21 protein-coding genes are annotated in these 24,976 nt (G+C 29.2%); 1 reads left to right on the top strand and 20 read right to left on the bottom strand.

The genetic code is table 11. The features are described from left to right. Position 1: 1 nt before the first annotated feature. The 8 genes from PZA12_RS09220 to PZA12_RS09185 form a co-directional block, all read right to left on the bottom strand. Entirely contained in the window at positions 2-817 is an 816-nt protein-coding gene (locus PZA12_RS09220) for an MBL fold metallo-hydrolase (RefSeq protein ID WP_103698888.1), read from the bottom strand. A gap of 162 nt (positions 818-979) precedes the next feature. Next, positions 980-1,828, bottom strand: a complete 849-nt coding sequence (locus PZA12_RS09215; protein WP_078117099.1) for a metallophosphoesterase — start codon at positions 1,826-1,828, stop codon at positions 980-982. A 39-nt stretch (positions 1,829-1,867) separates the two neighbouring features. Next, positions 1,868-3,064 (bottom strand): Mbeg1-like protein, encoded by a 1,197-nt coding sequence (locus PZA12_RS09210; RefSeq protein ID WP_078117100.1) that lies wholly within the window; start codon positions 3,062-3,064, stop codon positions 1,868-1,870. A gap of 176 nt (positions 3,065-3,240) precedes the next feature. Beyond that, positions 3,241-4,239: an inorganic phosphate transporter gene (locus PZA12_RS09205; RefSeq protein WP_077837071.1), complete on the bottom strand. Its 999-nt coding sequence runs from the start codon at positions 4,237-4,239 to the stop codon at positions 3,241-3,243. Next, complete coding sequence (locus PZA12_RS09200) at positions 4,232-4,855, bottom strand: DUF47 domain-containing protein (RefSeq protein ID WP_077837072.1); 624 nt, start codon at positions 4,853-4,855, stop codon at positions 4,232-4,234. Before PZA12_RS09200 ends, PZA12_RS09205 begins: the two co-directional genes overlap by 8 nt. 725 nt (positions 4,856-5,580) lie before the next feature. Beyond that, positions 5,581-7,515 (bottom strand): [FeFe] hydrogenase, group A, encoded by a 1,935-nt coding sequence (locus PZA12_RS09195; RefSeq protein ID WP_077837073.1) that lies wholly within the window; start codon positions 7,513-7,515, stop codon positions 5,581-5,583. A gap of 503 nt (positions 7,516-8,018) precedes the next feature. Beyond that, entirely contained in the window at positions 8,019-8,684 is a 666-nt protein-coding gene (locus PZA12_RS09190) for an HAD family hydrolase (RefSeq protein ID WP_078117101.1), read from the bottom strand. A gap of 101 nt (positions 8,685-8,785) precedes the next feature. Next, positions 8,786-9,445 carry a nitrite reductase gene (locus PZA12_RS09185; RefSeq protein ID WP_077841668.1) on the bottom strand — a complete coding sequence of 220 codons (660 nt, stop codon included), beginning with the start codon at positions 9,443-9,445 and terminating at the stop codon, positions 8,786-8,788. A gap of 449 nt (positions 9,446-9,894) precedes the next feature. Here PZA12_RS09185 and PZA12_RS09180 point away from each other — a divergent pair, with 449 nt between their 5' ends. Beyond that, a complete protein-coding gene (locus PZA12_RS09180; RefSeq protein WP_078117102.1) occupies positions 9,895-11,124 on the top strand; it encodes an MFS transporter in 1,230 nt (409 codons plus the stop codon). 130 nt (positions 11,125-11,254) lie between these two features. Here PZA12_RS09180 and PZA12_RS09175 read toward each other — a convergent pair whose 3' ends face one another. The 12 genes from PZA12_RS09175 to gpmA all read right to left on the bottom strand — a co-directional run bounded on the left by PZA12_RS09175 (position 11,255) and on the right by gpmA (position 24,746). Further along, positions 11,255-12,793 (bottom strand): histidine kinase N-terminal 7TM domain-containing diguanylate cyclase, encoded by a 1,539-nt coding sequence (locus tag PZA12_RS09175; protein WP_077837077.1) that lies wholly within the window; start codon positions 12,791-12,793, stop codon positions 11,255-11,257. Positions 12,794-13,050: 257 nt separating this feature from the next. Then, positions 13,051-13,443: a zinc ribbon domain-containing protein gene (locus tag PZA12_RS09170; RefSeq protein WP_078117103.1), complete on the bottom strand. Its 393-nt coding sequence runs from the start codon at positions 13,441-13,443 to the stop codon at positions 13,051-13,053. A 165-nt stretch (positions 13,444-13,608) separates the two neighbouring features. Further along, positions 13,609-14,772, bottom strand: a complete 1,164-nt coding sequence (locus tag PZA12_RS09165) for an ABC transporter substrate-binding protein (RefSeq protein ID WP_103698887.1) — start codon at positions 14,770-14,772, stop codon at positions 13,609-13,611. A gap of 190 nt (positions 14,773-14,962) precedes the next feature. Then, entirely contained in the window at positions 14,963-15,676 is a 714-nt protein-coding gene (locus tag PZA12_RS09160; protein WP_077841672.1) for an ABC transporter ATP-binding protein, read from the bottom strand. After that, complete coding sequence (locus PZA12_RS09155) at positions 15,669-16,439, bottom strand: ABC transporter ATP-binding protein (protein WP_078117105.1); 771 nt, start codon at positions 16,437-16,439, stop codon at positions 15,669-15,671. Before PZA12_RS09155 ends, PZA12_RS09160 begins: the two co-directional genes overlap by 8 nt. Beyond that, complete coding sequence (locus PZA12_RS09150; protein ID WP_077837082.1) at positions 16,439-17,497, bottom strand: branched-chain amino acid ABC transporter permease; 1,059 nt, start codon at positions 17,495-17,497, stop codon at positions 16,439-16,441. The genes PZA12_RS09155 and PZA12_RS09150 overlap by 1 nt, the downstream gene beginning before the upstream one ends. Positions 17,498-17,499: 2 nt before the next feature. Continuing rightward, positions 17,500-18,402 (bottom strand): branched-chain amino acid ABC transporter permease, encoded by a 903-nt coding sequence (locus tag PZA12_RS09145; RefSeq protein ID WP_011969087.1) that lies wholly within the window; start codon positions 18,400-18,402, stop codon positions 17,500-17,502. A 14-nt stretch (positions 18,403-18,416) separates the two neighbouring features. Further along, a complete protein-coding gene (locus PZA12_RS09140) occupies positions 18,417-19,583 on the bottom strand; it encodes an ABC transporter substrate-binding protein (protein ID WP_017212966.1) in 1,167 nt (388 codons plus the stop codon). 575 nt (positions 19,584-20,158) lie between these two features. Continuing rightward, a complete protein-coding gene (locus PZA12_RS09135) occupies positions 20,159-20,899 on the bottom strand; it encodes a tetratricopeptide repeat protein (RefSeq protein ID WP_078117106.1) in 741 nt (246 codons plus the stop codon). 216 nt (positions 20,900-21,115) lie between these two features. Beyond that, a complete protein-coding gene (locus PZA12_RS09130; protein WP_078117107.1) occupies positions 21,116-21,760 on the bottom strand; it encodes a lactate utilization protein in 645 nt (214 codons plus the stop codon). A gap of 529 nt (positions 21,761-22,289) precedes the next feature. Beyond that, positions 22,290-23,690, bottom strand: coding sequence for an MATE family efflux transporter (locus tag PZA12_RS09125; protein WP_078117108.1), 1,401 nt, complete (start codon positions 23,688-23,690; stop codon positions 22,290-22,292). 357 nt (positions 23,691-24,047) lie between these two features. Continuing rightward, the gene (gpmA, locus tag PZA12_RS09120; protein ID WP_078117109.1) at positions 24,048-24,746 is read right to left on the bottom strand and encodes a 2,3-diphosphoglycerate-dependent phosphoglycerate mutase; all 699 of its coding nucleotides are present in this window, start codon (positions 24,744-24,746) and stop codon (positions 24,048-24,050) included. Positions 24,747-24,976: the final 230 nt, after the last annotated feature.

Raw genomic sequence — 24,976 nt, 5'->3', positions numbered from 1 at the left:
ATTAAACAAATTTTCCTTGCTCAGGCTTTGCAATTTCATAAAAATTATCTATGAGATATTTTAGATGCTCCCTAAGTTCGCTCCCTTCCATAGGTTTTCCATGACTTGGAATCGCCAAATTGGGTTTTAACTCCCAAAGTAATTTTACAGATTCTTCTGCTTTCTTCCAGTCTGTAGTTAGATATTTAGGCGGACCATCTATGTGTTCTCTTTGAGTTAAGACAGACATTATAGATTCTTGTTTCACTGTTGCAAAAGCATCGCCAACAATAAGGACTCTATTTTTCTCATTGAATAATGAAATATGCCCTTCTGAATGTCCTGGTGTATGAATATATGTCCATCCATCCAATCCAGGTACACTATAATCCTTAGGAAGCGGAACTGCATATTTTCCTAAATCAATACTTGTATGAGGAAAAGTCCTTGATATTTTTGCCACCAATCCTTCATCTACAGTAGGATCTGCTAATGGATAATCCTTTTTCCCAGTTATATACGGAATTTCAAGCTCATGAATATATACTGGAACATCGTAATACTCCGCCAATTTAATAACAGAACCAACATGATCAAAATGTCCATGAGTAAGAATTATAGCTTCTGGCGAGCTTCCTTTTCCAAATTTATTTTCTGCACATTTAATAATATACTCAGCTGAATTCTCAAGTCCAGTGTCTACAATCACCCACTTACTATCACTACTGCTTATAATGCACGAATTAACAATAGTAAATTGCAAAACTAATATATCTGAAGTAATTTGCAATGATCTTTCAGTAATTTCCGCTAAAAATTCTACCATTTTATTTCCCATATATTTTCCCTCCAGTTTTTAATTAAAATTATGATATATTTAGTCTTTGTATCTGTTATGATTTTATACAGTAGCAGAGATATTTAGAATCTTCTTACAACCATCTTTAGACGCATTAGCAAAATAAAATAACTAAGTTTACTCTAAAAAATTTTCAAATTTCTAGGATTCATTTCTTAAAGTTATGCTTAATATTTCTGGCATATTAAATAATCTTATACCAGGTTTACTATGTCCCATTCCTCTACTTACAATAAGCTTTTTCATATCTATTGCATAAATTCCACTTTTATACTTGGGGAAAAATTTTCTTTCTGGAGAAAGTATTCCACCTATAAATGGTAATCTGATCATTCCTCCATGAACATGTCCTGATAAAACTAAATCTATATCAAATTTTGTATATGCTTTAAAATATAGCGGATTGTGAGCTAATAATATATTATATTCTTCGGAATCGCACCTTTTCAATACTTTTCCAATTACTTCTTCTATATTTGACGGCCTATTTCTTGTTTTATAAAATGAAAGAGGGATATTTATTCCATAAATATTAAGACAACTACCCTTTTCTTCAATAGTGATTTTTTCATCATTTAATATAGTTATATTAAATTCACTCAGCCTTTTTATGATAAAATCTAAATCGTGCTTTTTTAATCTCTGTTCATGGTTACCTATAATATAATATATTTTATAACTTTTACTCAAAGTTTCTGCTAACTTAAAAAAAATACTAAAGTCTTTATCATATTTATTAACCATGTCTCCAGTCATAACGATAATATTTGGAGCTTCAGCATGAATTTTTTTAATTACTTGGGAATTATCTTTCCCGATAAAATTATAGTTATGAAAATCTGATAAATGAACTATTTTAAATTTATTAAATTCTTTTGGAATCTTATTACTTTTTATTTCATATTTAGATAATTTTATAATTTTATTATCTAGATATATTAATGTAGAGATTAAAGCAAAACCCGATAATGTCAATAAATTTTTAATCATTTATTTACTCCATTTCTTTCAATACTATTTTTTATACCTCTAAATTTCATTCTCAATCCTATATATTAGCTCATCAACTGAACTCGACATGCTCTGTATTAACTCTATTTGGCTCTTATCTATTATTTGCAATTTTTTTACCGCCATACTTTCTAATAACTTCATTCTTACTACTACATTATTAAGCAATTCCTTTGAATTGCTTTCCTCTATAATAACAAAATCCTTCCAAAAGAATAATGGTAATATTAATATCTCTGATACAGCATATCCTATACTAAAAAATTCTTTATAGTTAGAACAATCATCATGGCAAAACATTATTAAATATTCACCTAATGATTTAAATAGATTATCCTTACCATCCGTCCTACACAATATGAGCTCTATTACATTAACTATGCCATCTATCACTAAATATCTTAAATTATCGGGCAAATTTGATATTATACTAGAAGAAAAGTAATTAATTATTTTTGAAAATTCAGCTTCGTTTGTCTCATCTCTTAAATTGCCATTTTCGTCTAAAAGCACACTTGCCTTATGGTAATCAAATGGGTTAATCTGAATATCGGTTTTTATATATATATTCTTTTCTGATATCGAATTAAATAAACAGTTTACATAATCATATTTTGCATTTATAGATATAATCTTTTCCTTGTTTTTGCTAATCTCTTCTTCATACCTACTTATAAACTCTTTTGAAAATCCTTGTCCATTAATAGAAACACATTTACTTACCTTAGGAGAAAATATTGATACGTATTGAGCCTTGTTCCCTCCCTTAGAATGGCCAGTAACCGTAATATCACTATATTCAAGGCTATTTATATATTTTAAGGCCTCTATTTGTTCCAGTGTATCATATTCATAAGCACCTTTGCCATTATCATTCCACTCTTTTGTTGTAGCTGTTCCCCTAAAAATTACTGTTGCATTTCCCTCTTCGCTTAAGAAACATGCATACTCCATTCCATTATTATAACTATTTACATTTTTAATTCTTAGATTCTTTAAATTTGGTTTAACTTTTATTTGATTTAATATCATTATCCATTCTTTTGTATCCATTCTTATTATACAATCTCCAATAGCGTTCATAAGATAGTCAAAATTATCACTTTTCAATAAATTATCTACAAGATTTATAAGTTTTTCGTTTTCTTTTATATCCCATTTCAAATATATCAGATTGTCTAGAAGTATCAACTCTTCATAAGTCAAACTGCTCATTCTGCCTCCATATAATATTACATTGATTATCTTTATATTAATAAATTATTCATATAATATAAAAATAAACCTATAAATCTCAGTTATATGAAATCTATAGGTTTATTATTTTAAAATATCATTTATTGCATATATATGATTTTAGCATAAGCGTCTCGAGCTTATTGCTCAAATGCTTACATAAACAGCTTAGCTATAAATATAATAAATGCTGAAAGAGCTGCTGTTATTGGAATAGTTAAAATCCAAGCCCAAACTATATTTTGAGCAACTCCCCACTTTACAGATTTAATTCTTTTAGAGGCTCCTACTCCCATTACAGTTGTTGAAATAATGTGAGTTGTACTTACTGGAGCGTGAAATAGTGTTGCTAAAAATATTACAGCTGCGCCTCCTGTTTGAGCCGCAAATCCATTTACTGGTGTTAATTTTGCCATTCCACTTCCCATTGTTTTGATAATTTTTTTTCCTCCAGATGCTGTTCCAAGAGCCATAGCTATAGCACAACATGCTATAACCCATGTTGGCACTTCAAATGTGCTGATAAGTCCACCACTTAATAACGCCATAGTTATTAATCCCATAGACTTTTGAGCATCATTACTTCCATGATTTAATGCCATAAGTGAACCAGCAACAACTTGTAATTTCAAAAAGATTTTATTTATTATTCCAGGCTTAAATGGCTTTAATATCCAATTCAGCAATATCATTAATATGTATCCAACTGTGAAACCAATAATTGGTGCAATAAATATCCATATTACTACATCATGAAAAAGATTATACCAATTTACTACATCAAATCTCAAATTATAAGCTATTCCGCCACCAACTAGTGCACCTATTAACGCATGAGATGAACTACTTGGAATACCAAAATACCATGTTATTATGTTCCATATTATTGCTGAAATTAAAACTCCTAATATAACCCATTGAGGCATAGAATTATGACTTACTATGTTTTCTCCTACAGTTTTTGCAACCGCTGTTCCTGCGAATGCACCAATGAAATTAAAAATTGCACATATTACTATAGCTGTTTGCGGTTTAAGTGCCCTTGTTGTTATAGAAGTAGCTACCGCTGTTGCTGTATCATGGAATCCATTGATAAAGTCAAATATTAATACTGTAATTACTATTAATACTGTTATAGTCATAGTACTAAACATTCTTAATGACAACTCCCTCTACAATATTTGCAATTTTTTCACACTTATCAATAGTGTTTTCTAATATTTGATATATTTCTTTCCATTTTATAATTTCTATAGGATCTTTTTCATTTCTAAACAAATCACCTACTGTATTTCTAAATAAACGATCTACTTCACTTTCTATTTGGTTTATTGTTAGTATTTTTTGATTTATGCTATTTTTGCCACCTATTAAATGAAGTTCATCCATTAATTCAGATATGAGTTTTGTACACTTTATTATCATATCAGCTAAATATTTTGCTGGTTCTGTACTTTTAGTAACGTTAAACATTACAAATCTATGTATTGTTGAGTTGATTAAATCTAAAATATCATCTAACCTTTTAATCAATAGATAAATATCTTCTCTATCAAAAGGAGTTATAAATGAATCATTTAATTCTTTAACCATAACATTTACTAATCTATCACCGTTATGTTCTAATTCTTCGATCTTGCTAACATTAAGTTCAATATTGGATAATGAGTTTAGGCTTTCTCTTAATACTTTTGCACCTTCCTCTACATTTTGTGCAGCTTCTATAAACATTTTATAGAACTTATCTTCTTTTGGATTTAAATTAAACATATTATCACATCTCCCTATAAAATATAAATATTCGACATATTGTTAAATATCATAATCCAGTAACAAGTATATTCTATTTTGTAACACTTTTAAACTCTTTTTAAAAAACTTAACCTAATTTTAATATTACTCACCTTATTTTAACAATTGTAGTATTTCTTGAATCACTTCAAATTATGTTATCTTACTACTAAAAAATTAATAGCCAACATCCACCTCGTTATCAATTGATAATAATTATATAATCTCTTTTATTTATTTTAAATAAAATTTCATAATAATATTATTTGATCTATTTATTAGATGATAAAATATTAATATTACTTGGCTTAAATAAGTAAATTAAAATAGCTAGAGATATATAAACAAACACTATTCTTTATGCTATAACTTGCATAATTTCATTATACAAAATATAAATGTATTATATATAATTGAATCCGATTTTTTCTCAAAATATTTTAATGAAAGATACTTATTAAATATATAATAAAATTTAACATTACATAAAGAATATTTAAATATACTCATAATCATATGAAAAACACGTACACATTCATTTTATAAATTTCAATTGCATATGTAAAGAAAATTATAAAAATGCTCTTTCAAATAATAAACTGTAAAAAATGATATATTCTATATTTTAATATAATTTTAAGAAAAACCTCGATATTTAACATCGAGGTTTTTCCATAATTTTAAATCACACTCAAATTCATGTTCTAATCTTTTTTTACTCTTGGGAAATATACTGTATGGAGTAATTCATGAGCTTTATTACTTAATGGATGATCTAAATATTTTTCATATATAGCAAGTACTTCTGGATTTTCATTTGATCTTCTAAGTGTCTTTGATCTATCTATATTATTCAATCCTTCTGCTCTTTTTTGCAATGCTGCTTGCTTATTTCCCTTTGTTTTAGGTTGACCACCACCGCCGATGCATCCACCTACACAAGCCATTATTTCTATTGCATGGAAGAATTCTTCTCCTGATCTTATTTTATCTAACATCTTAGCTGCTTCCCTAAGTCCGTGAGCAACACCTATTCTTAATTTTATATCTCCAGCTTCAAGTTCGCAAACTCTGAATCCATCCCAACCTCTAAGGCCTTCAAATTCTATATTATCAAATCTTTCTCCAGTCATCTTTTCAAGAGCTGTTCTTGTAGCTGCTTCTATAACTCCACCTGTTCTACCAAAGATAATTCCAGCTCCAGTATATTCTCCCATAACTGTATCTATTTCTTCATCTTCAATTTCTTTTAAGTTTATTCCTGAATTTTCAAATATTTTAATAAGTTCTCTTGTTGTGATTACATAATCAACATCATAATTCATATCTACTGAAAATTCCGCTCTTGAAGCTTCATACTTCTTTGCAATACATGGCATAATAGCAACTGAAGTAACTTCATCTCTTGAAAGACCCTTCTCTTTTGCCCATATTTCTTTAGCCACTATAGCAAACATCTCCATTGGAGATTTAGCTGAAGAAGGAACATCTAACATATCTCCATAATTCTGCTCTATAAATTTAATCCATGAAGGACAACATGAAGTAAGAATTGGAAGTTTTACACTCTCATCTCCAGCTAGATGTCTTTCAAGTCTTTCTTGAAGTTCTGCTGCTTCTTCCATTATTGTTAAATCAGCTCCCCAGCTTGTATCAAACACATAATCTACTCCTAGTTTTCTAAGACCTGCTGCTATTTTCTTTTCAACATTCTCTCCTGGTTCAAAGCCAAAAGCTTCACCTATCGCAACTCTAACTGCTGGTGCCATCTGAGTAATTACAACCTTATTAGGTGTCGCTAAATCTCTAAGAAATAACATAGTATTATCTCCTGCACTTATTGCATCAACAGGACATGCAGACACACATGCGCCACAATGTGTACATCTATTATAATCTATTTCATGTTTCTTTTTTAATTCTCCATCTATACAATCAACAGGACATGCTCTTTTGCAAGCTCCACATCCAATACACTTTTTAGTAATTGTTAGTTTTACTAAATGGTTACATTGTGATGTATAACACTTCTTTTCTTCTATATGTTCTTCAATTTCTTCATAGAATTTATCTATTATTTCTTCCATGATATTATGCTTTTGGTTCATCTTACTTTTCACTGTCACTGCAAGATTTCTCAAAAGATAAATCTCACGCATATTAGACACACCTTTACTTATTCTGTTTAATATGTTAAACATTTCAGTTATGTCCTCTTTAACAACCTCATAGTTCTTATAAGATCCATCTTTAATTTTTGCTAGTAAGTATTCTATATAAAATTTTTCAAACTGGATAATACAGTCTTCTTGTGATAAAACAATAATTGTTCTTGCAATATTTTCATAAAATATTCCAAAATCAAATTCTTTATCTAAGCTATCCTCTGTTAAAAAACCACCGAAAGGAAGTCCTATTTGAGCTGCTTTAAAGTTACTTTTGTTTATAAGCCCACCACATAATTGTATTATTTCATTAAGGGTAGCCCCTTCTGGAACTTCTATTATCCCTGGATTGTTAACTTTTCCACATATAGCAATTTTTCTGCCGTTTGACAGTTCTTTTAATTCATCTTCGCTAAAAACAGAAAAAACTGAGCCTAATGCACTTTGTATAAAAGATTTTTTATTATCTCCCATAATATTCACTCCTTAACATTTTGTCTTCTTTTTATTTTCAAATCTAATCATATAAAATATATATTATTTAGTGTAATTGTTTATTATTTTTAACAAAACCGTCGCATAATAATCTATTGTATCTATTAACGCACTATTTTAATAAAGAAAATCCATATATATGATACACCATATTTCGCGAATTCTTCAAGTTAATAAAACTTTCTTAACACGTTTAATAATAAACTTATTATCCTCCCCCTTAAGTTAATAACGAGATAAATACGAAGCTCTCTATTTTATGCGTCGCCAATCTATTATAACATATATTTATAGAAAATTATTAAATATTATATGATTATTTTATAAAAAAAGACAACAAATTTATTATTAATAAATTTGTTGTCTAAAATAAGTATTATTTTAGAATAATCTCCAAGCTATGTACCGCATTTTATCAAAATAGTAAGATAATAAATATTTATAAAAACACAATTTAGCGTAAATTCTGAATATATTAATTATTACCTATCAATATTCTTACTTAAGTACGCCTTAATATCTAGTAGATTCTCAAAGCTTATATGACAATACTTTAGTATATCACTGTCGGCTTTCTTAAGATCTTCTACATGTATTCCTATCATTTTAGCTTTATAGGCTCCTTCAATACCTGCAGCAGAATCCTCTATAACAATACAATCTTCAGGATTTACACAAAGCTTTTTAGCCGCCTTTAGAAATATTTCTGGATCTGGTTTGGCTTTTACTACATCATCACCATAAACCATAACATCAAAATCTTCTTTTATATCAGTATTTCTAAACTGAATATTGGCTCGTTCTCTTTTAGCCGATGTCGCAAGAGCTATTCTATATCCTCTCTCTTTTAGAAACTCTAAAATTTCCTTCGCGCCTTCCTTAATAGCAACTTGACCACTTTCTACTGCATTCTTTAATTCCTTATCTTTTTCTTCATACATTTGTGTTATAGGCAAGTCTTCTCCATATAACTCTAAAAATTTCTTGATTACGTTTTTCCGACCTCTTCCCATTACAGAAATATAAACATCATCACTCATATTATATCCATACTTCTTAAAAATCTTTCTCCAAGTCTCTAAGTATACTCTCTCTGTATCGAATATAACTCCATCCATGTCAAATAACACCGCTTTTATTTTTTTCATTATTCCCCCGTGAATTAATTTTTTTATTTAATCAAAATTCTACCTTGTTTAAAAAACTCTTTAGGTATTATCTATATAAGTCTAAATTATTTATAAGGAATTTATATGTCTATACCTTTTAGAACCTCTTGATTAAATTTCTCAATTCCGATTCTATCAATAAAAAATCCCAACTTTTCTCCTGCTTCTGCATTTTCTATATAATATTCAAAAATATTATCCACTAAACTCAATGCTTGGCTTTCTGTTATATCTTTAGCAATGATATCTGACATTCTTGGATTATAACCTCCTGATCCCCCTGCTGCAACAATGAATCCAGTTTTATCTGCTATTACTCCAATATCTTTACTATAAACGCTTCCACAAGCATTCCTACAGCCTGCTACTCCTATTTTAGTCCTACATGGCATTTCCATCCATTGATATTTTCTTGAAAGTTTCATTCCTGTCCCAATTGTGTTATATTTAGATCTTTTACAGTATCCAGCCGGACATATTTCAACATTCTTAACTGAATTTTGTGTTTTAACTGCTGGCTCCATTCCAAGTTCATTCCAAATGCTTTCTAAGTCTTCTTGCTTAAGATTAGTTATTAATATCCTTTGTCCTGAAGTTATTTTTAATATACCATTATATTTTTTTGCTACATCCACAATTTTTTGCATAGTCTCCACAGTAATAAAACCGCCTGGAATATGTGGAGTTATCCCAAAAGTTCTCTTTCCATTACTTATCTTCTGAAGATTTCCAAAACTCATATTACATCCTCCTCTTATGTGTATTAATAATATTTAATACTAGATTAATGTTTATTTTATCATATTTTTAACATAAATAATTATTTACAGTTGATGAATTCTTTTTCAAAATAACTTTTTTCCATTTTATTCTCCATCAATTTCGAATTTTTTGCCTTATTATATCTTAACCCAAAGCTAATTTTTAACCAATAAATTTTATGTTAATAAATTTATTTTTTATATCAAATCACACAATCCATTTAATAGATTCCTTAAAAATTTTAAGAGTTTATGGCTTTACTTATAGAATAGGAAGAAAATAATTCCATTATTAACTTGATACGTGTTCTTCTCCGTTATATACTATTAATAATGCTATTTAATATATTATAAACCTATAATTTACTTATGTTTATGAATGTTCATTTAGCCATAATAATCTATATACAGAAAGGTTCTGAAATATAATGATTTCAACTAAAGATAATTCTGCTTTGCTCAAAAATAAATCATTAAGACTATTAATGACAGCACGTGTATCCACTAATTTCGCATATCAAATGATTACAGTTGCTATTGGATGGCAGATGTATTCATTAACTCATTCGGCATTTTATTTAGGTCTTGTTGGACTAGTTCAGTTTTTACCAATGCTTTTTCTCTCTCTTTTTGTCGGACATATATCGGATAGGTATGATCGCAGAAGAATAGTAACCTTAAGCCAAGTAACTCAAAGCGTGTTTATTTTTATTATGGCTTTTGGGAATTATAATGAGTTAATTACTAAAGAACGGTTTTTAATTCTCATTTTCTTTATAGCGGTAGCTCATTCTTTTGAAGGCCCACCAATGCAAGCTTTATTGCCTAATATTGTTAGTAAGGAGATTTTCCCGAGAGCTTCTGCTTTAATGTCTTCAGTTTCAGAATTTGCAGTTATTATAGGACCAGCTGTTGGTGGAATTTTATATTCTTTTGGCCCAACACTAGTTTTTTTATTAACTGGTATCTTATATTTAATATCAGGCATTCTTATATATCAGATTTCAATCAAGAAAGAAAAATTTAAATCTGAGCCAACTACTATAAAATCTTTATTCGCAGGAATATCTTTTATAAAGAGCAGACCTATAATACTTGGGGCGATATCACTAGATTTATTTGCAGTATTGTTTGGTGGCGCAACTGCCTTACTTCCAATTTACGCAAGTAGCATTCTAATGATAGGTTCTTTTGGTTTAGGAATACTAAGATCTGCTCCTGCCGTTGGAGCATTATTAATGTCTGCTTATCTTGCAAGAAAACCATTAAAACACAAGGTAGGAAAGACAATGTTCATAGCTGTTATATTCTTCGGTTTGTCTACTATAGCTTTTGCAATATCTAGATCTGTTATAATATCTTTCATTGCTCTTTTGATTTTAGGTGCTTCCGATGTAATTAGCGTTGTTATACGATCTACGCTTGTTCAACTTAATACTCCAGATTATATGAGAGGACGGGTTAGCTCTGTAAATATGATATTCATAGGAACTTCTAATCAGCTTGGTGAATTTGAATCAGGAATTACAGCGTCTTTATTCGGGACTGTTCCCGCTGCTCTTATTGGAGGCATTGGAACTATAGCAGTTGTAATGCTATGGATGAAATTATTTCCTTCTATATTACATGTTGATAGATTTGAAGCAAACAAAAACTAAAAATGTATTTTTAGTTCATGAATTTTTTAATTAAATATCTTAAAATAGAAAAACTTTAAATAGTATTATAATAACTATTTAAAGTTTTTTTACTTTGTAATAATCAATGTGCTACACCATTTATAATAATCTAACTATTCCCCATTTTTATAGAAACCCTATTTCTTCCTAAACTCTTCGCTTCATACAAAGCTTTATCTGCAAATTTAATCATATTTTCCAAATCTCTTTCTCTAACTGATGTAAATATCCCAAAAGAAGATGTTATTTTTATACATTTATTGTCATGGAGTATTTCTAAATTTTCAATCCTTCTCCTTATTGTTTCACCAATTTCTAAAGCTTTTTCTGAATTAGCATTATCTAGTAAAATTAAAAATTCCTCTCCCCCATATCTTCCTATATAATATTTTTTCCCCAATAATTCTTTACAAATATTCATTACCTTTTTTAAAACAATATCGCCTATAGGATGCCCATAAGTATCATTAATAGTTTTAAATTTATCTATATCCATCATTAATAGAGACATATGTTTCTTATCCGAACAAGCTTCAATTTTTTCTTTTGCAATTTTATAGAAATACTTTCTATTATATACTCCTGTCAAAACATCAGTGATGCCGTAGTATTCAAGTTTCTTAATCATTAAAACTTGTTCAGTATTATCACTCAAAACAATAACTTTCCCCTTCCCTCTATTATTATTAATTAGTGTAAGTTTTCCTTTAAAATAATAGAGTTTGTTCTTTATTTTAATTTCACAGTTGAAACTAGTTTCTTTTTCTTCATATATATATTGAATAATTTCCTGATACTCTTTAAATTCTGTGCATACGTCTTGTCCTATTGCTAGCTTTGATTTTATATTAAAAATTTTCTCTGCTATATTATTCATATCTATTATTTTATTTTCTTGGTCTAACACTAATATTGCTTCAGAAATATTATCAAAAATAACATGTCTAGCAATAGTAGCTGTTTCAAAGATATTTGATTTAAACAAAGCGTATGTATATATCAAACAAAATACTCCCATAAAAATTGGAACTATATCTATTCTTATAGACGTAATCCTTGACATGTATATCCAATATCCAACCCAAGGAATAAATGATGTAAGCATGATTTTAAAACTTCTCTTTTTATATAAACTGTTTTCTTTTCTATAAAAAATTAAATACAGACTATTCCCTACTATGAAGCATACATTTACAAAAATTACGCATATAACATATACAATGCCTGGTTTAAGATTTGCAATATATAGATTATCTGCAATGTCAACTGTGTAACTTTTATAAAATAGATGATGATAGTCATTAGTAATATTTAATGCCACTAATACCGTAGGCAAAGAAAATAACAACATATAGAGCTTTTTAGTAATATACCTACTTTTATTAGTATACTCTAGAGCCATGATAACCCAAAAAGCCGGAATGGATGCTATTCCTATATACTCTATCCCAGTAAACAATTTCATAAAGGTTAAATTAGGGCATATTAATTCAAAAGAATAAAATAAACTATATATAAAAACACTTAAAATAACACCTAAAAGACCGTTTAAATGTATTCTTCTTTTTTTATAAAATAAAAATATGCATAATTGCGCCGAAACAAATGCTGTTAAAAACATTGCAAGAAATATTATATAATTAACCATTTAATATCCTCTTTCATAATCACTAATTCTTTAATATATTATTATCTTAATGTCAATTTTGACTTTTGGAATTAGAAACCTATTCTATCATTATATATTATAAAACCCACGTTATTCCATTTCAATAACTATTACAATATATTTCTATAGTTAAAGATTTCTCTATCAATATTTACTCGAATCAACGTGATTTTGTGAAACTTTTAATTAGAGAAAAAAAATCAAGTAGCTACAACGGCTACTTGATTTTTTTTAATTTAAAATTTAATCCTATTCCCACAATGAGGACAAAATTGAAAACTTGGGTCAACTTCCATACCACAGTTCCTGCATATACCACTATTATAATTATCTCTATAATTACTGCTTTCTAGCTCCTCAAGATCCCAATAAGTTATATTTACAGGTTCGTTATTCTCAATGGCTTTTCCTTTGTTCACTGAAATACTAAAGTTAGTTCCACATCCATCACATATTATATAATATTTTATATTCCACTTAAAAATGGGAATAAAGAAAAAATGAAAATAATTAAAATTTTTTATCAGCTTTCCCCGAAAAACTTTATTACATTTTTTACAGTTTAAATTGTCTAAAATCTTTATTTCTTTATTTTTATTTTCAATGCCAAATATACCTATAAAAAACATACAACAATTTACCTCTATCTATAAATATTATTATCATATATATCTTTAAATACTAAGTATACATTTAGAATCCTTATAAATCAAGTTATTCAGTTAGGACCACAATATTGGAACTTAATTGTAATATGCATTATCTATTTTATTAAAGTATTTACATTTTTAATTCTATTCAGGCTTTATTGTATCTAGATAAGTAAACTTGCCATCTTTAACTATCTTTAAAACAGCTTCTTTTACTGCATTATTGTTTTCATCAATTGTTATTACTCCTGCTGCACCCGGAAAATCTTTTGTTTTTGCTATTTCATCTCTAATTTTAACTGGATCTACAGAATTAGCTCTCTTAATTGCATCTAAAATTACTAGATATGCATCATACCCTAATGCTGTAGCTGCTGCTGGCTCCTTATTATATTGTTTTCTATATTCATCAAGAAAAATTTTAGATTCTTCAGTTATAGGTGTCTCAGTTGCAAAAAATGTTGAAAATACAGTTCCTTCAACATCCTCTTTACCTATATCTAAAAATTCCGGTGTCTCCCAGGTATCAGCTCCAATTATTGGGGCTGTAATTCCAAGTTGCCTTGCCTGCTTTATTATCATTGCTCCTTCTGTAAAATTCCCTGGAGCAAATATTACATCAGGATTGCTTCCTTTAATATTTGTAAGCTGTGCTGAGAAATCCTGATCTCCTGTGTTATAATTTGCTTTTGCTACAACAGCATTATTATCATCAGTTAGCTTTTTGAATTCATCAGTAAAGAATTTGCAGATTCCAACTGAGTAATCACTTGAGACCTCTTGAAGAATTGCTACCTTTTTAGCCATTAACTTATTAGCTGCGTATTTTGCCATAACAGTTCCTTGAAAAGGATCAATAAAGCAAACTCTAAAGTAATAATCATTTCCTGCAGTTACTAAAGGGTTTGTACAAGTTACACCTACAGCTGGAACCTTAGCTTCCTGTACTATATCACCTGCTGCCATAGAGAAACCACTTCCATAGCTTCCTATAATAGCATTAACATGCTCCTGCTCAATAAGGTTTGCAGCTGCACTAGCTGCTTCAACTTTATCAGATTTATTATCTGCAAAAACTAGTTCTACCTTTTTACCAAGAACAGTTGGATAAATCTTATTTGCAAGTTTTGCACCTTCTGCTTCTAGCTGTCCGCCTGCTGCATTTGCACCTGTCATTGGTTCAAATACACCTATTTTTATTACATCACTATCATCATTAGCTCTTGTGCCTGATTTTGAATTACAACCTCCTAAAGTAAAAGAAGTCATCATAGCTATAACCAAAAGCAATGAAATTTTTCTTTTCATCTATATTTCCCCCTAATATTTAAATATCAATTTAATCTTATCAGTATACACAGTATAAAAAATTATAGTTTTTTCACACTACATTTTAGCAATAAGAATAAAATAAATTTCTTAAATGCAAAAAATAACAAGTCAGTATTTTGTTATTTCCTGACTTGCCATTTCTTCTTTAAATACGAAAATTTTCATATTATAAAGCTTCACCAAGATAAGCTTTTTTAATTTCATCATTAGAAAGTAATTCTTGCCCTGAGCCACTTAGTGTTATTCTTCCAGTTTCCATAATATAACCAATATCAGCAATTTTTAAAGCTGCATTTGCATTTTGCTCAATTAGTAGAACTGTCATGCCTTCTTCATTAATTTTTTTTATAATTCCAAATAATTCTTTTACGATTATTGGTGCAAGTCCTAAAGAAGGCTCATCCATCATTATTAACTTTGGTCTTGACATTAGTGCTCTTCCTATGGCGAGCATTTGTTGCTCACCTCCTGAAAGAGTTCCCGATAATTGCCAAGTTCTCTCCTTAAGTCTTGGGAAAAGTGAATATACCTTTTCCAAGTCTTCCTGAATACCTGATTTATCCTTTCTTGTATAAGCACCTATCTTTAAATTTTCTAGTACTGTAAGGTCTGAAAAAACTTTTCTTCCTTCTGGTACTAATGCTATACCTTTTTTCACCATGAGTTCCGTATTAAGCTTAGTTAAATCAGTTCCATCATCAAAACTTATAGTTCCACTCTTTGGTTTAACTAGACCTACTATAGATTTTAGCGTAGTACTTTTTCCTGCACCATTGGCACCAACTAAAGTTACAATTTTCCCTTCTGGTACCTCTAAGCTTATTCCTTTTAATGCTTCAATTCCACCATAAGCGACTACTAAATTATCAATTTTAATCATCTTCAGATACCCCCAAATATGCATCTATAACCTTTTTATCATTTTGTATTTCAGAAGGTGTACCTTCAGCTATAGTTATTCCATATTCAAAAACCTGTATTCTATCTGATAAACCCATAACCATATTCATATGATGCTCTATCATAAATATAGTTAAATCGAATTTATCCTTAATTTCTCTAACAAAATCTGTAAGCTCATCAGTTTCTGTAGGATTCATCCCTGCTGCTGGCTCATCAAGAAGAAGAAGCTTTGGATTAGTAGCAAGTGCTCTTGCTATTTCAAGTTTTCTTTGCATGCCATATGGAAGAGAATTTGCTTTTTCATTTCTTAGCTTTTCAAGACCTACCTCTTTTAAAAGCTCTAAAGATTTCTCAACCATCTCTTTTTCTTCTCTTTTATACCTAGGAAGCTTTAACATCGCTTCAAGACAGTTTGACTTAATATGAACATGGTTTGCTATTAAAACATTATCAAGTACACTCAAATCTTTAAAAAGTCTTATGTTTTGAAATGTCCTTGCTATACCAGTTTGCGTTATTTTATCTTGTCTCATTCCTGTAATATTAGTACCATCAAAAATTATTTTTCCTCTAGTAGGAGTATAAACATTAGTAATCATGTTAAAAGCTGTAGTTTTACCAGCTCCATTAGGTCCAATTAAAGAAATTATTTCTCCTTGATTAATTTGAAGGTTAAAGTCTTTTACAGCCGTAAGTCCTCCAAACTGCATAGTCGCGTTTTGTACATTTAATAATGTCATTACTTGTCTCCTCCTTTTTCTAGAGGTCTATCATTAGAATATTTAAATATTGATTTCCAAGAAAATTCTTTTGTTCCCATTATTCCATGTCTGAAGAATAGTACTATTATCATAAGCAAAATTGAGAAAATAACCATTCTAAGTCCTGGTATTCCCGAAAAGCTAAAGATTCCCAAATCAAATTGTTTTTCCATATCCAAAAATCTTAAAGCTTCTCCAAGTATTGTTACGATGAAAGCTGATATAACTGTTCCTGTAACGCTTCCCATTCCTCCAATAACTATTATAAGAAGTATATTGAACGTAAGGCTGAACTTAAACATATTAGGATCAATTGTTCCCATTAAGTTCCCAAGTAATCCACCTCCAACTCCAGCAAAGAAAGCACCAATAGCAAATCCTATTACTTTGTGTTTGAATAAACTTATTCCCATACTTTCAGCTGCAATCTCATCTTCTCTAATTGATTTTAGAGCTCTTCCATATGAACTATTTATAAGTGATAGCAATATTATTATTGTCACAATTGCTATTCCAAAGCTCCAATATAGGTTTGTCATATGAGGAATACCACGAAGACCCAAAGCTCCATTTGTTAAACCTTGTATATTAGTAATAACTATTCTTATAATTTCTGCAAATCCTAAAGTAACAATAGCCAAATAGTCACCCTTAAGCCTTAAAGCCGGAGCACCTATTAAAACTGCTATAAATGCTGATAAAAGACCAGCTATTAACAAAGCTACAATAAACGGTACCGATATATGATTAAAAGGCGCCATTAATGGTTCCATAAAGAAATTTTGATTTTTAACTTTTTCGCTCATTGTAAGCAATGCAGTTGTATAAGCACCTACTGCTATAAATCCTGCATGTCCTAGTGAAAACAATCCTGTAAATCCATTTATTAGATTTAAACTTAGTCCAAGAACTGTATATATTGCACATAAATTTAAGATTCTAATTTTATAAGAGTCCAAGCTATTATTTGCAACAAATAAGAGTAAAAATACAATTGCAATAAGAGCTATATTTAAAAATTTATTTTTATTGTTCATTTTTACACCTTCTCTGTTAAATTTTTGCCCATTATTCCTGTAGGCTTAAATAGCAATATTACGATTAATAGTATAAATGCTAAAGCATCTCTATACCCTGTAAGTCCAGGGAAGAACCCAATTAACATAATTTCAGCTAGTCCAAGTATAAAACCACCAATAACTGCTCCCTTAATATCTCCTATACCACCAATTACAGCTGCTATAAAACATTTAAGACCTGGCATCATTCCCATAAGTGCAACTATTTGTGGATATTTTACACACCACATCATAGAACCCACTGCAGCCAATCCCGATCCTATAGCGAAAGTAAATGATATTGTCTTATTTACATTTATTCCCATAAGCCTTGCAGTTTCAACATCTTTTGAAGCTGCTCTCATTGCCATACCAATATTCGTATTATTAACTAAGTGTAATAAAACAAATAGTATTACTATTGTAACAACTGGAATTATAAAAGTAAGTCTTTGAATTGAAATTCCACCTATAACTATTACATCTGTAAATAGCTTTACATCTGGAAATGCTTTAGGTCTTCCTCCAAATAAAACAACTGCTAAATTTTCAAGTAAGAAGGATACACCAATAGCTGAAATTAAAGCTGAAATCTTAGGTGCATTTCTTAACGGTCTATAAGCAGTGAATTCAATTCCCATTCCAAGGAATGCTGTTATAACCACTGCAATTATAAAAGCAAAGTACCAAGGTAGTCCAAATGTTGCAACTCCGAAAAATCCGAAATATGCAGCCATCATAAATATATCTCCATGCGCAAAATTTATAAGTTTTAATATTCCATAGACCATAGTATATCCTATAGCTATAAGTGCGTATAAACTTCCTAGTGAGATACCATTTGCTAAATTTTGCATAAATGTGCTTAAATTCATTAAAGTCATATTTTCACCCCTAATTAATTTTCTTCAGGTTTTATTGTATCAAGATAAGTAAATTTACCATCTTTAACTATCTTTAAAACTGCGTCTTTTACTGCATTGTTATTTTGATCTATAGTTATTACTCCTGCAGCACCAGGAAAATTCTTGGTTTTTGCAATTTCATCTCTAATCTTTACTGGATCTATCGAATTAGCTCTCTTAATTGCATCTAAAATTACTAGATATGCATCATATGATAAAGCTGAAACCGCTGCTGGTTCTTTATTATATTCTTTTCTATATTCATCAAGAAAGACTTTTGATTCGTTAGTTATAGGAGTCTCACTTGCAAAAAAAGTAGAAAATACTGTTCCATCAACATCTTCTTTACCTATATCTAAAAATTCTGGCGTTTCCCAAGTATCTCCTCCAATTATTGGAGTAGTTATTCCAAGCTGTCTTGCTTGTTTTATTATCATAGCTCCTTCTGTAAAATTACCTGGAGCAAAAATCACATCTGGATTACTACTCTTTATATTTGTGAGTTGAGCTGTAAAATCCTGATCACCTGTATTATAGTTAGCTTTAGCTATAATTGCATCTTTATCTCCTGTAATCTTTATAAATTCATCGGTAAAGAACTTACAAATTCCAACTGAGTAATCACTTGAAACCTCTTGAAGTAACGCTACTTTTTTAGCTTGCAATTTATTTGCTGCATATTTTGCCATAACAGTTCCTTGAAAAGGATCTATAAAACAAACTCTAAAGTAATAATCATTACCAGCTGTTACAAGAGGATTTGTAGCTGAGGCTGCAACTGCTGGAACCTTGGCATCTTGTACAACATCTCCTGCCGCCATAGAGTTTCCACTTCCCCAGCTTCCTATAATTGCATTAACTTGTTCCTGTTCCACAAGATTTGATGCTGCACTAGCCGCTTCAACTTTATCTGATTTATTATCTGCAAAAACCAGCTCAACTTTTTTTCCATTAACCGTTGGATAGAGCTTGTTCGCAAGTTTTACGCCTTCAACTTCTAGCTGTCCACCAGCTGCGTTAGCACCGGTCATTGGCTCAAATACACCAATTTTTATAACATCGCTGTCTATATTTGCTTTAGTATTTGATTTTGAACATCCCGCCAGCGTAAATGTAGTTGTCATAGCCAGCGCCAAAAGTAAAGAAATTTTTTTCTTCATAAAATAAGCCCCCTAGTATTAGTTTTATTTTCTTAAGGTGTACGCTGTAAAAAAATAATAATTTGACAATAAGATTTACAAAAAACATAGAAAATAATTAACCAGCTATTCATTGTTTAAATATTACTATTCTTTTTAATATTTCTATTGAAATTGTTTATATAAATTAATCCCTAAAGTATAAAATTATTAATTTATTAATTTAATCCGACGATTATTAACAAATTATATATTATCCTATATCTGCTCATCTGTCAACCCACGAAAGACATTTGTATTCTCTACAAATATAAATATTAGAACTATATTATTAAAAAACGTTCGTTATGTAGAAATGTTATGATAGTTTTTACAAGTTAATTTATATATATATCAGTTATGTATTTCTTAGTCTCTATCTCTTTTAATTAATTCTAGTCTAGAAAGATATTTTTGCTTTACTTTTCAGAATGTATTAAATTAATTTACATACAATATTTTAACGTTGTTTACCTTTGGCTTATTAAAACACAAAAAAGCTTAATGTTACTAAAATATAACATTAAGCTTTTTTATCTATACAATTTTCTTATAGACTAAAATCCTGCTGGCTCTGATTTAGCACCAGCTTCATGCATTTCTTTGATTGCTTCTACATACATGCTTTTATCTTCTACAATCTTAGCGGCTTGCTCATAGCAATATAATGCTTTATTTAAATCTTCAATATGATAATAACATGCAGCTAATCTATTGATTAAATCAGGATTTCTCCTATTTATTTTTAGTGCCATTTTATAATATCTTACTGCACTTTTATAGTTCATACTATATTTATCTCTCTCATTAAATTCTACTATATTTTCTTTACTTAAATATATATTTCCTATACACTCATAAGTCGCACAGATTAATAATTTATGATCTTCCTTTTCATTTTTTGAGATGTTCTTTTCGCCTTTTCTAAGATGATCTAATGCATTTTCTATGTTTCCTAATTCTGCATACGAAAGTCCCATATATATGTGGGTTAATGAATCATCAGAGTCTTTACAATATACATTAAATGCTTCAATCGCATCTTCATTTTTACCTAACTTTCTATATACTAGACCTTTTATAAAATATGAATAATAATTTTCTTTATTGAATTCAGCTGCTTTTTCTGTAAAATATAATGCCTTATCTAGCTTTCCTTTTTTCAAATCACCCATTGCAAGATCATTTAAAACTAGTGATAATTGCTTTTCACTTGTTATAGTTCCACCTTTAACATTTATCCTATTCTCTTCTAAAAAACTCTTTATTTTGTCTTGTATATTTTGATTATCTTCCATTTTGTTCCTCACTTTTTATCTTTATTTTAATAACAAATGCTAAAAATGTTAATTATTAATTCTAGCATTTTTATTTTCATATATATTTATATATTATTTTTCATTTTATTACAATAAATACTTTATTAAATTTTTAATTTATATCCACTTTATAAAAATGTATGTTCATCTTAATATAATTATCAAAATATATTAAGTATTTTTAATTCATTGTAACTAAAAGCCTCCACTTTCTCCCATAATTATTACGGTTATATCTGTGGTCATAGGCTTTCTTCTCATAATTGAATATACTCTGCATATCCTAGTTTGCGATTTACAATTCATGCATATGCCAGTTTTTGAACAAGGATTCGGCTTCTCAAGTCTCTTATTATTCATAGGTGATGCTATATTCTCCAATCGCTCAAAAGCTGCTGCTTCATCTTTACATATCTTATCAACACTTGCTACAATTATGACTTTTCTAGGTCCAAAAGTCATAGCTGATATCCTGTTTCCCATTCCATCTACATTAATAAGAGTCCCATCTAAAGTTATAGCATTACTACTACATAAATATAGATCACTAAATATCTCCTCTCTTGCAATAGACATAGCCTCTTCTACACTTGATACTTCTCCATGATCAAAAACTCTCCCTCCAGCAGCCTTAACTTTATCCTGAATTTTCATATCAGATATTGTCACTGAACCACCAAAACCGACCTTAGTACCTGCTTTCACATATTTCATAATAAATTCTATTACCTCATCTTTAGTTGCCAAATATATCGCATCAAAATCATTTTTTATCAAAGCATCTACTACTCTTTTTCCATTTATATCTTTATGCCACTTTATCACTGATTTTCCGTCCATAATCTCACTCCCGATCTTCTAATTATAGCATTTATATAAAACCTATTTTATATTCTTAAGTATATATATTATAAATTTTATATATTCAGTATTTTACATTCAAATATCTGTGGAAATTTTTCACCAATATTAATTTATCTAGTTTCACTTTCCTTTTAATCTTCTATACTAAACTTAGTTTTATCAAAACTAAAAATTCTTCTGTTATTATATCTATCAAACTTCTGCTCATCTTCACTGATTTTCTAAACAAACACGTCATAACTTCATTAAATATTAAAACATTTTATATACCTCTAGGATAAGTTATTTGTTCAAAATATATGATTTATCTTAGAAGCTAAGAAATAAATATAAATTCAATATTTAATTGCAAGTCACTCTATTAGAGGTATAGATTTAAACATAATTAAAATATTCAAGAAAATGAAATAAGGAATGAACTAAGATTATTGGTGTTAAATAATCCTATTTCATTCCTTATTACATAAATCTTACGACAATACAAAGTTACTATATAAACTAACTTTTACTTACTTATATAATTGCATGCATCTATATTTGATTCATACAAACAGCTTTTCTTTTTTGAATATTCTATATCTATTCTTCTAATGCTAATATAGTATGCACTTATAAGTGGAATACATGCTCCAAGCCATGCTAATGGATTAGCTATACATACGCCTAAAAAACCTAACGGTCGTGATAATATAATTGCAGCGAACGTCCTCATTAATAATTCCATAATTCCTGCTACTGTTGGAATAAAACTTTGTCCTAATCCTTGAAGCGTATATCTATATATAAACAGTAGTGAAAGTAAAAAATAATTTAATCCGTTTGAAGTTAAATATATTTGCGACAACCTAATAACTTCTTTTTGATCATATCCAACAAAGATTCCTGTAAGAAAATAACCTGCAAAAGTATTTATAAGGCCCACTATAATACTAAATGCTACTGATATGAAAACACATTTCTTTACGCCTTCTTTAATTCTATCAATTTTTTCCGCACCAAAATTTTGAGCTGTGTATGTAGCCATTGTTATACCAAATGACATCATAGGTTGAGTTGCGAGAGTATCTATTTTCTGAGCAGCAGTATATGCAGCTACAGAAGTAGCCCCAAGGCTATTTAATGCAAATTGTAATATGATAGCTCCAATTGCTATTATAGATGCCTGAAATCCCATTGGTAGAGAAATTTTAATGTGTTCTAAAAAAGTTTCTTTGGATAACTTTAAGTCACTCTTCCTTAACTTAAGTATGGGCAAATTTCTCTTTATGTACCACATACACAATAATGCCGATACTCCCTGGGCTATAACAGTTGCACAAGCTGCCCCAGTTACTCCCATCTTGAATATTAATATAAATGCAAATTCTAAAATTATATTTAAAATACACGCTACCACTAGGTATATTAATGGAGTTTTGCTATCTCCCAAAGCTCTAATAATATTAGAAAAAAAATTAAAAAACATTGACGCTATTATTCCAATAAATATTACTACTACAAAATTATATGCATCATCAACAATTTCTACAGGTGTATTCATTAGTTCTAATATAGGTCTAGCTAGAATCGTGCTTATAGTTGTAAGAATTATAGTTATTATCATGCTAATAACTATGCCTGTGAAGTAACTTTTCTTAACTCCTTCCTTATCATCTGCACCAAATTTTTGTGCAGTAATGATTGAAAGTCCAGATGTTAAACCTTGAGCAAACCCTAAAATTAAAAACATTATACTTCCTGTACATCCTACTGCTGCTAAAGCATTTACGCCTATTGTACGACCAACAATAAATGTATCTGCTATGTTGTAAAATTGTTGAAATATATTTCCTATTAATAAAGGAATAGTAAACAGCAATATCAATTTTGCCGGATTTCCTTTTGTTAAATTTCTAGTTATCATCATTTAATGTCTCCCCCTTAAAGATATTAGTAAAAATTAATTTATATTAGTCAAACATTTAGTACGATACCACAAAAATATCCTATTTGAATTCTGTACTCCACAACTATGTAATTATACGCTTTATATTAATAGAAATATATAAACAAAAAGTACAAAATTTTATATTTAATTTGAATAAAATCACAAAAACAGTAAATCTATATATAATTTAAACATGTGATTCAGTATTTCACTCATTAACAATCATAATTTAAAATTTTAGAAGATTTACTGTCTTCGCAATAAATTATATTTCTTTATTATAGCTATTGTAATTCTTTCTTGAATTCAGATTTTTACACCAATTTATCCTATCGCTTATTCCTTATCTGATAGGTAATAATGAGTAATTGGCTTTAACTTCTCATCCAATTCATATACTAAAGGTATTCCTGTTGGAATATTCAAATCAGCTATATTATCAGCTGGAATACCATCTAAATATTTAACTAAAGCTCTTAATGTATTTCCATGAGCAGATATTATCACTCTTTTACCTGCTTTCAAATCTTGAGCTATATTTCCTCTCCATTCCTCTAACACACGTCTTTCAGTATCAGCAAGATTTTCTGTTAAGGGTATCTGTTCTTCATTTAAATCCTTGTACTTATATTCATTTCTAGGGTATCTGGTATCCTCTTTAGTCAATTCTGGAGGTTTTACATTTACAAATCTTCTCCATTTATGAACTTGCTCTTCTCCATATTTTTTAGCAGTTTCTGCTTTATTTAATCCTTGTAAGGCTCCATAATGCCTCTCGTTTAATCTCCATGATTTAAAAACAGGAATCCATGCCAAATCCATCTCATATAATATTATCCATAATGTTCTTATCGCTCTTTTTAGAACTGATGTATAAGCTACTTCAAATACAAAACCATTTTTCTTAAGTATTTTTCCTGCTCTACTTGCTTCCTTTAATCCATTCTCTGACAAATCCACATCTGTCCATCCAGTAAATCTATTTTCTAAATTCCAAAGACTTTCTCCATGCCTTACTAGTACTAATTTAATCATAATCTCACCTTCTAAAGTAATTTATCACAATCACAATTTAATGATAGTTAGCAAATTCTTAAACAGTCCAAATAATGAAATCTAACTATAAAAAATTGTGCATAGAAATAAATTTCAATATATATGCTTATCTCTATTAATACCAGTATAGTCGTGTCCAAAAAATTAGTTACACGTTGTATAGTAGTTATTACAAATCCTTAAAGCTGAATTTTTATATTAAATGATTC

Source organism: Clostridium beijerinckii (assembly GCF_036699995.1).
Taxonomy (GTDB): Bacteria; Bacillota; Clostridia; order Clostridiales; family Clostridiaceae; genus Clostridium; species Clostridium helianthi.
Note: the sequence above shows the minus strand (reverse complement) of the source record. Positions and strands in the feature narration are given on the sequence as shown.

What these genes read in the sequence shown, in the direction of transcription:
- PZA12_RS09135 (WP_078117106.1), bottom strand. Translation starts at nt 20,899, where the DNA reads ATGGAAGATAATCAAAATATACAAGACAAAATAAAGAGTTTTTTAGAA.
- PZA12_RS09175 (WP_077837077.1), bottom strand. Translation starts at nt 12,793, where the DNA reads ATGGTTAATTATATAATATTTCTTGCAATGTTTTTAACAGCATTTGTT.
- PZA12_RS09220 (WP_103698888.1), bottom strand. Translation starts at nt 817, where the DNA reads ATGGGAAATAAAATGGTAGAATTTTTAGCGGAAATTACTGAAAGATCA.
- PZA12_RS09190 (WP_078117101.1), bottom strand. Translation starts at nt 8,684, where the DNA reads ATGAAAAAAATAAAAGCGGTGTTATTTGACATGGATGGAGTTATATTC.
- PZA12_RS09150 (WP_077837082.1), bottom strand. Translation starts at nt 17,497, where the DNA reads ATGAACAATAAAAATAAATTTTTAAATATAGCTCTTATTGCAATTGTA.
- PZA12_RS09155 (WP_078117105.1), bottom strand. Translation starts at nt 16,439, where the DNA reads ATGACATTATTAAATGTACAAAACGCGACTATGCAGTTTGGAGGACTT.
- PZA12_RS09195 (WP_077837073.1), bottom strand. Translation starts at nt 7,515, where the DNA reads ATGGGAGATAATAAAAAATCTTTTATACAAAGTGCATTAGGCTCAGTT.
- PZA12_RS09160 (WP_077841672.1), bottom strand. Translation starts at nt 15,676, where the DNA reads ATGATTAAAATTGATAATTTAGTAGTCGCTTATGGTGGAATTGAAGCA.
- PZA12_RS09210 (WP_078117100.1), bottom strand. Translation starts at nt 3,064, where the DNA reads ATGAGCAGTTTGACTTATGAAGAGTTGATACTTCTAGACAATCTGATA.
- PZA12_RS09125 (WP_078117108.1), bottom strand. Translation starts at nt 23,690, where the DNA reads ATGATGATAACTAGAAATTTAACAAAAGGAAATCCGGCAAAATTGATA.
- PZA12_RS09215 (WP_078117099.1), bottom strand. Translation starts at nt 1,828, where the DNA reads ATGATTAAAAATTTATTGACATTATCGGGTTTTGCTTTAATCTCTACA.
- PZA12_RS09170 (WP_078117103.1), bottom strand. Translation starts at nt 13,443, where the DNA reads ATGTTTTTTATAGGTATATTTGGCATTGAAAATAAAAATAAAGAAATA.
- PZA12_RS09165 (WP_103698887.1), bottom strand. Translation starts at nt 14,772, where the DNA reads ATGAAAAGAAAAATTTCATTGCTTTTGGTTATAGCTATGATGACTTCT.
- PZA12_RS09200 (WP_077837072.1), bottom strand. Translation starts at nt 4,855, where the DNA reads ATGTTTAATTTAAATCCAAAAGAAGATAAGTTCTATAAAATGTTTATA.
- PZA12_RS09185 (WP_077841668.1), bottom strand. Translation starts at nt 9,445, where the DNA reads ATGAGTTTTGGAAATCTTCAGAAGATAAGTAATGGAAAGAGAACTTTT.
- PZA12_RS09130 (WP_078117107.1), bottom strand. Translation starts at nt 21,760, where the DNA reads ATGGACGGAAAATCAGTGATAAAGTGGCATAAAGATATAAATGGAAAA.
- PZA12_RS09140 (WP_017212966.1), bottom strand. Translation starts at nt 19,583, where the DNA reads ATGAAGAAAAAAATTTCTTTACTTTTGGCGCTGGCTATGACAACTACA.
- gpmA (WP_078117109.1), bottom strand. Translation starts at nt 24,746, where the DNA reads ATGATTAAATTAGTACTAGTAAGGCATGGAGAAAGTCTTTGGAATTTA.
- PZA12_RS09205 (WP_077837071.1), bottom strand. Translation starts at nt 4,239, where the DNA reads ATGTTTAGTACTATGACTATAACAGTATTAATAGTAATTACAGTATTA.
- PZA12_RS09180 (WP_078117102.1), top strand. Translation starts at nt 9,895, where the DNA reads ATGATTTCAACTAAAGATAATTCTGCTTTGCTCAAAAATAAATCATTA.
- PZA12_RS09145 (WP_011969087.1), bottom strand. Translation starts at nt 18,402, where the DNA reads ATGACTTTAATGAATTTAAGCACATTTATGCAAAATTTAGCAAATGGT.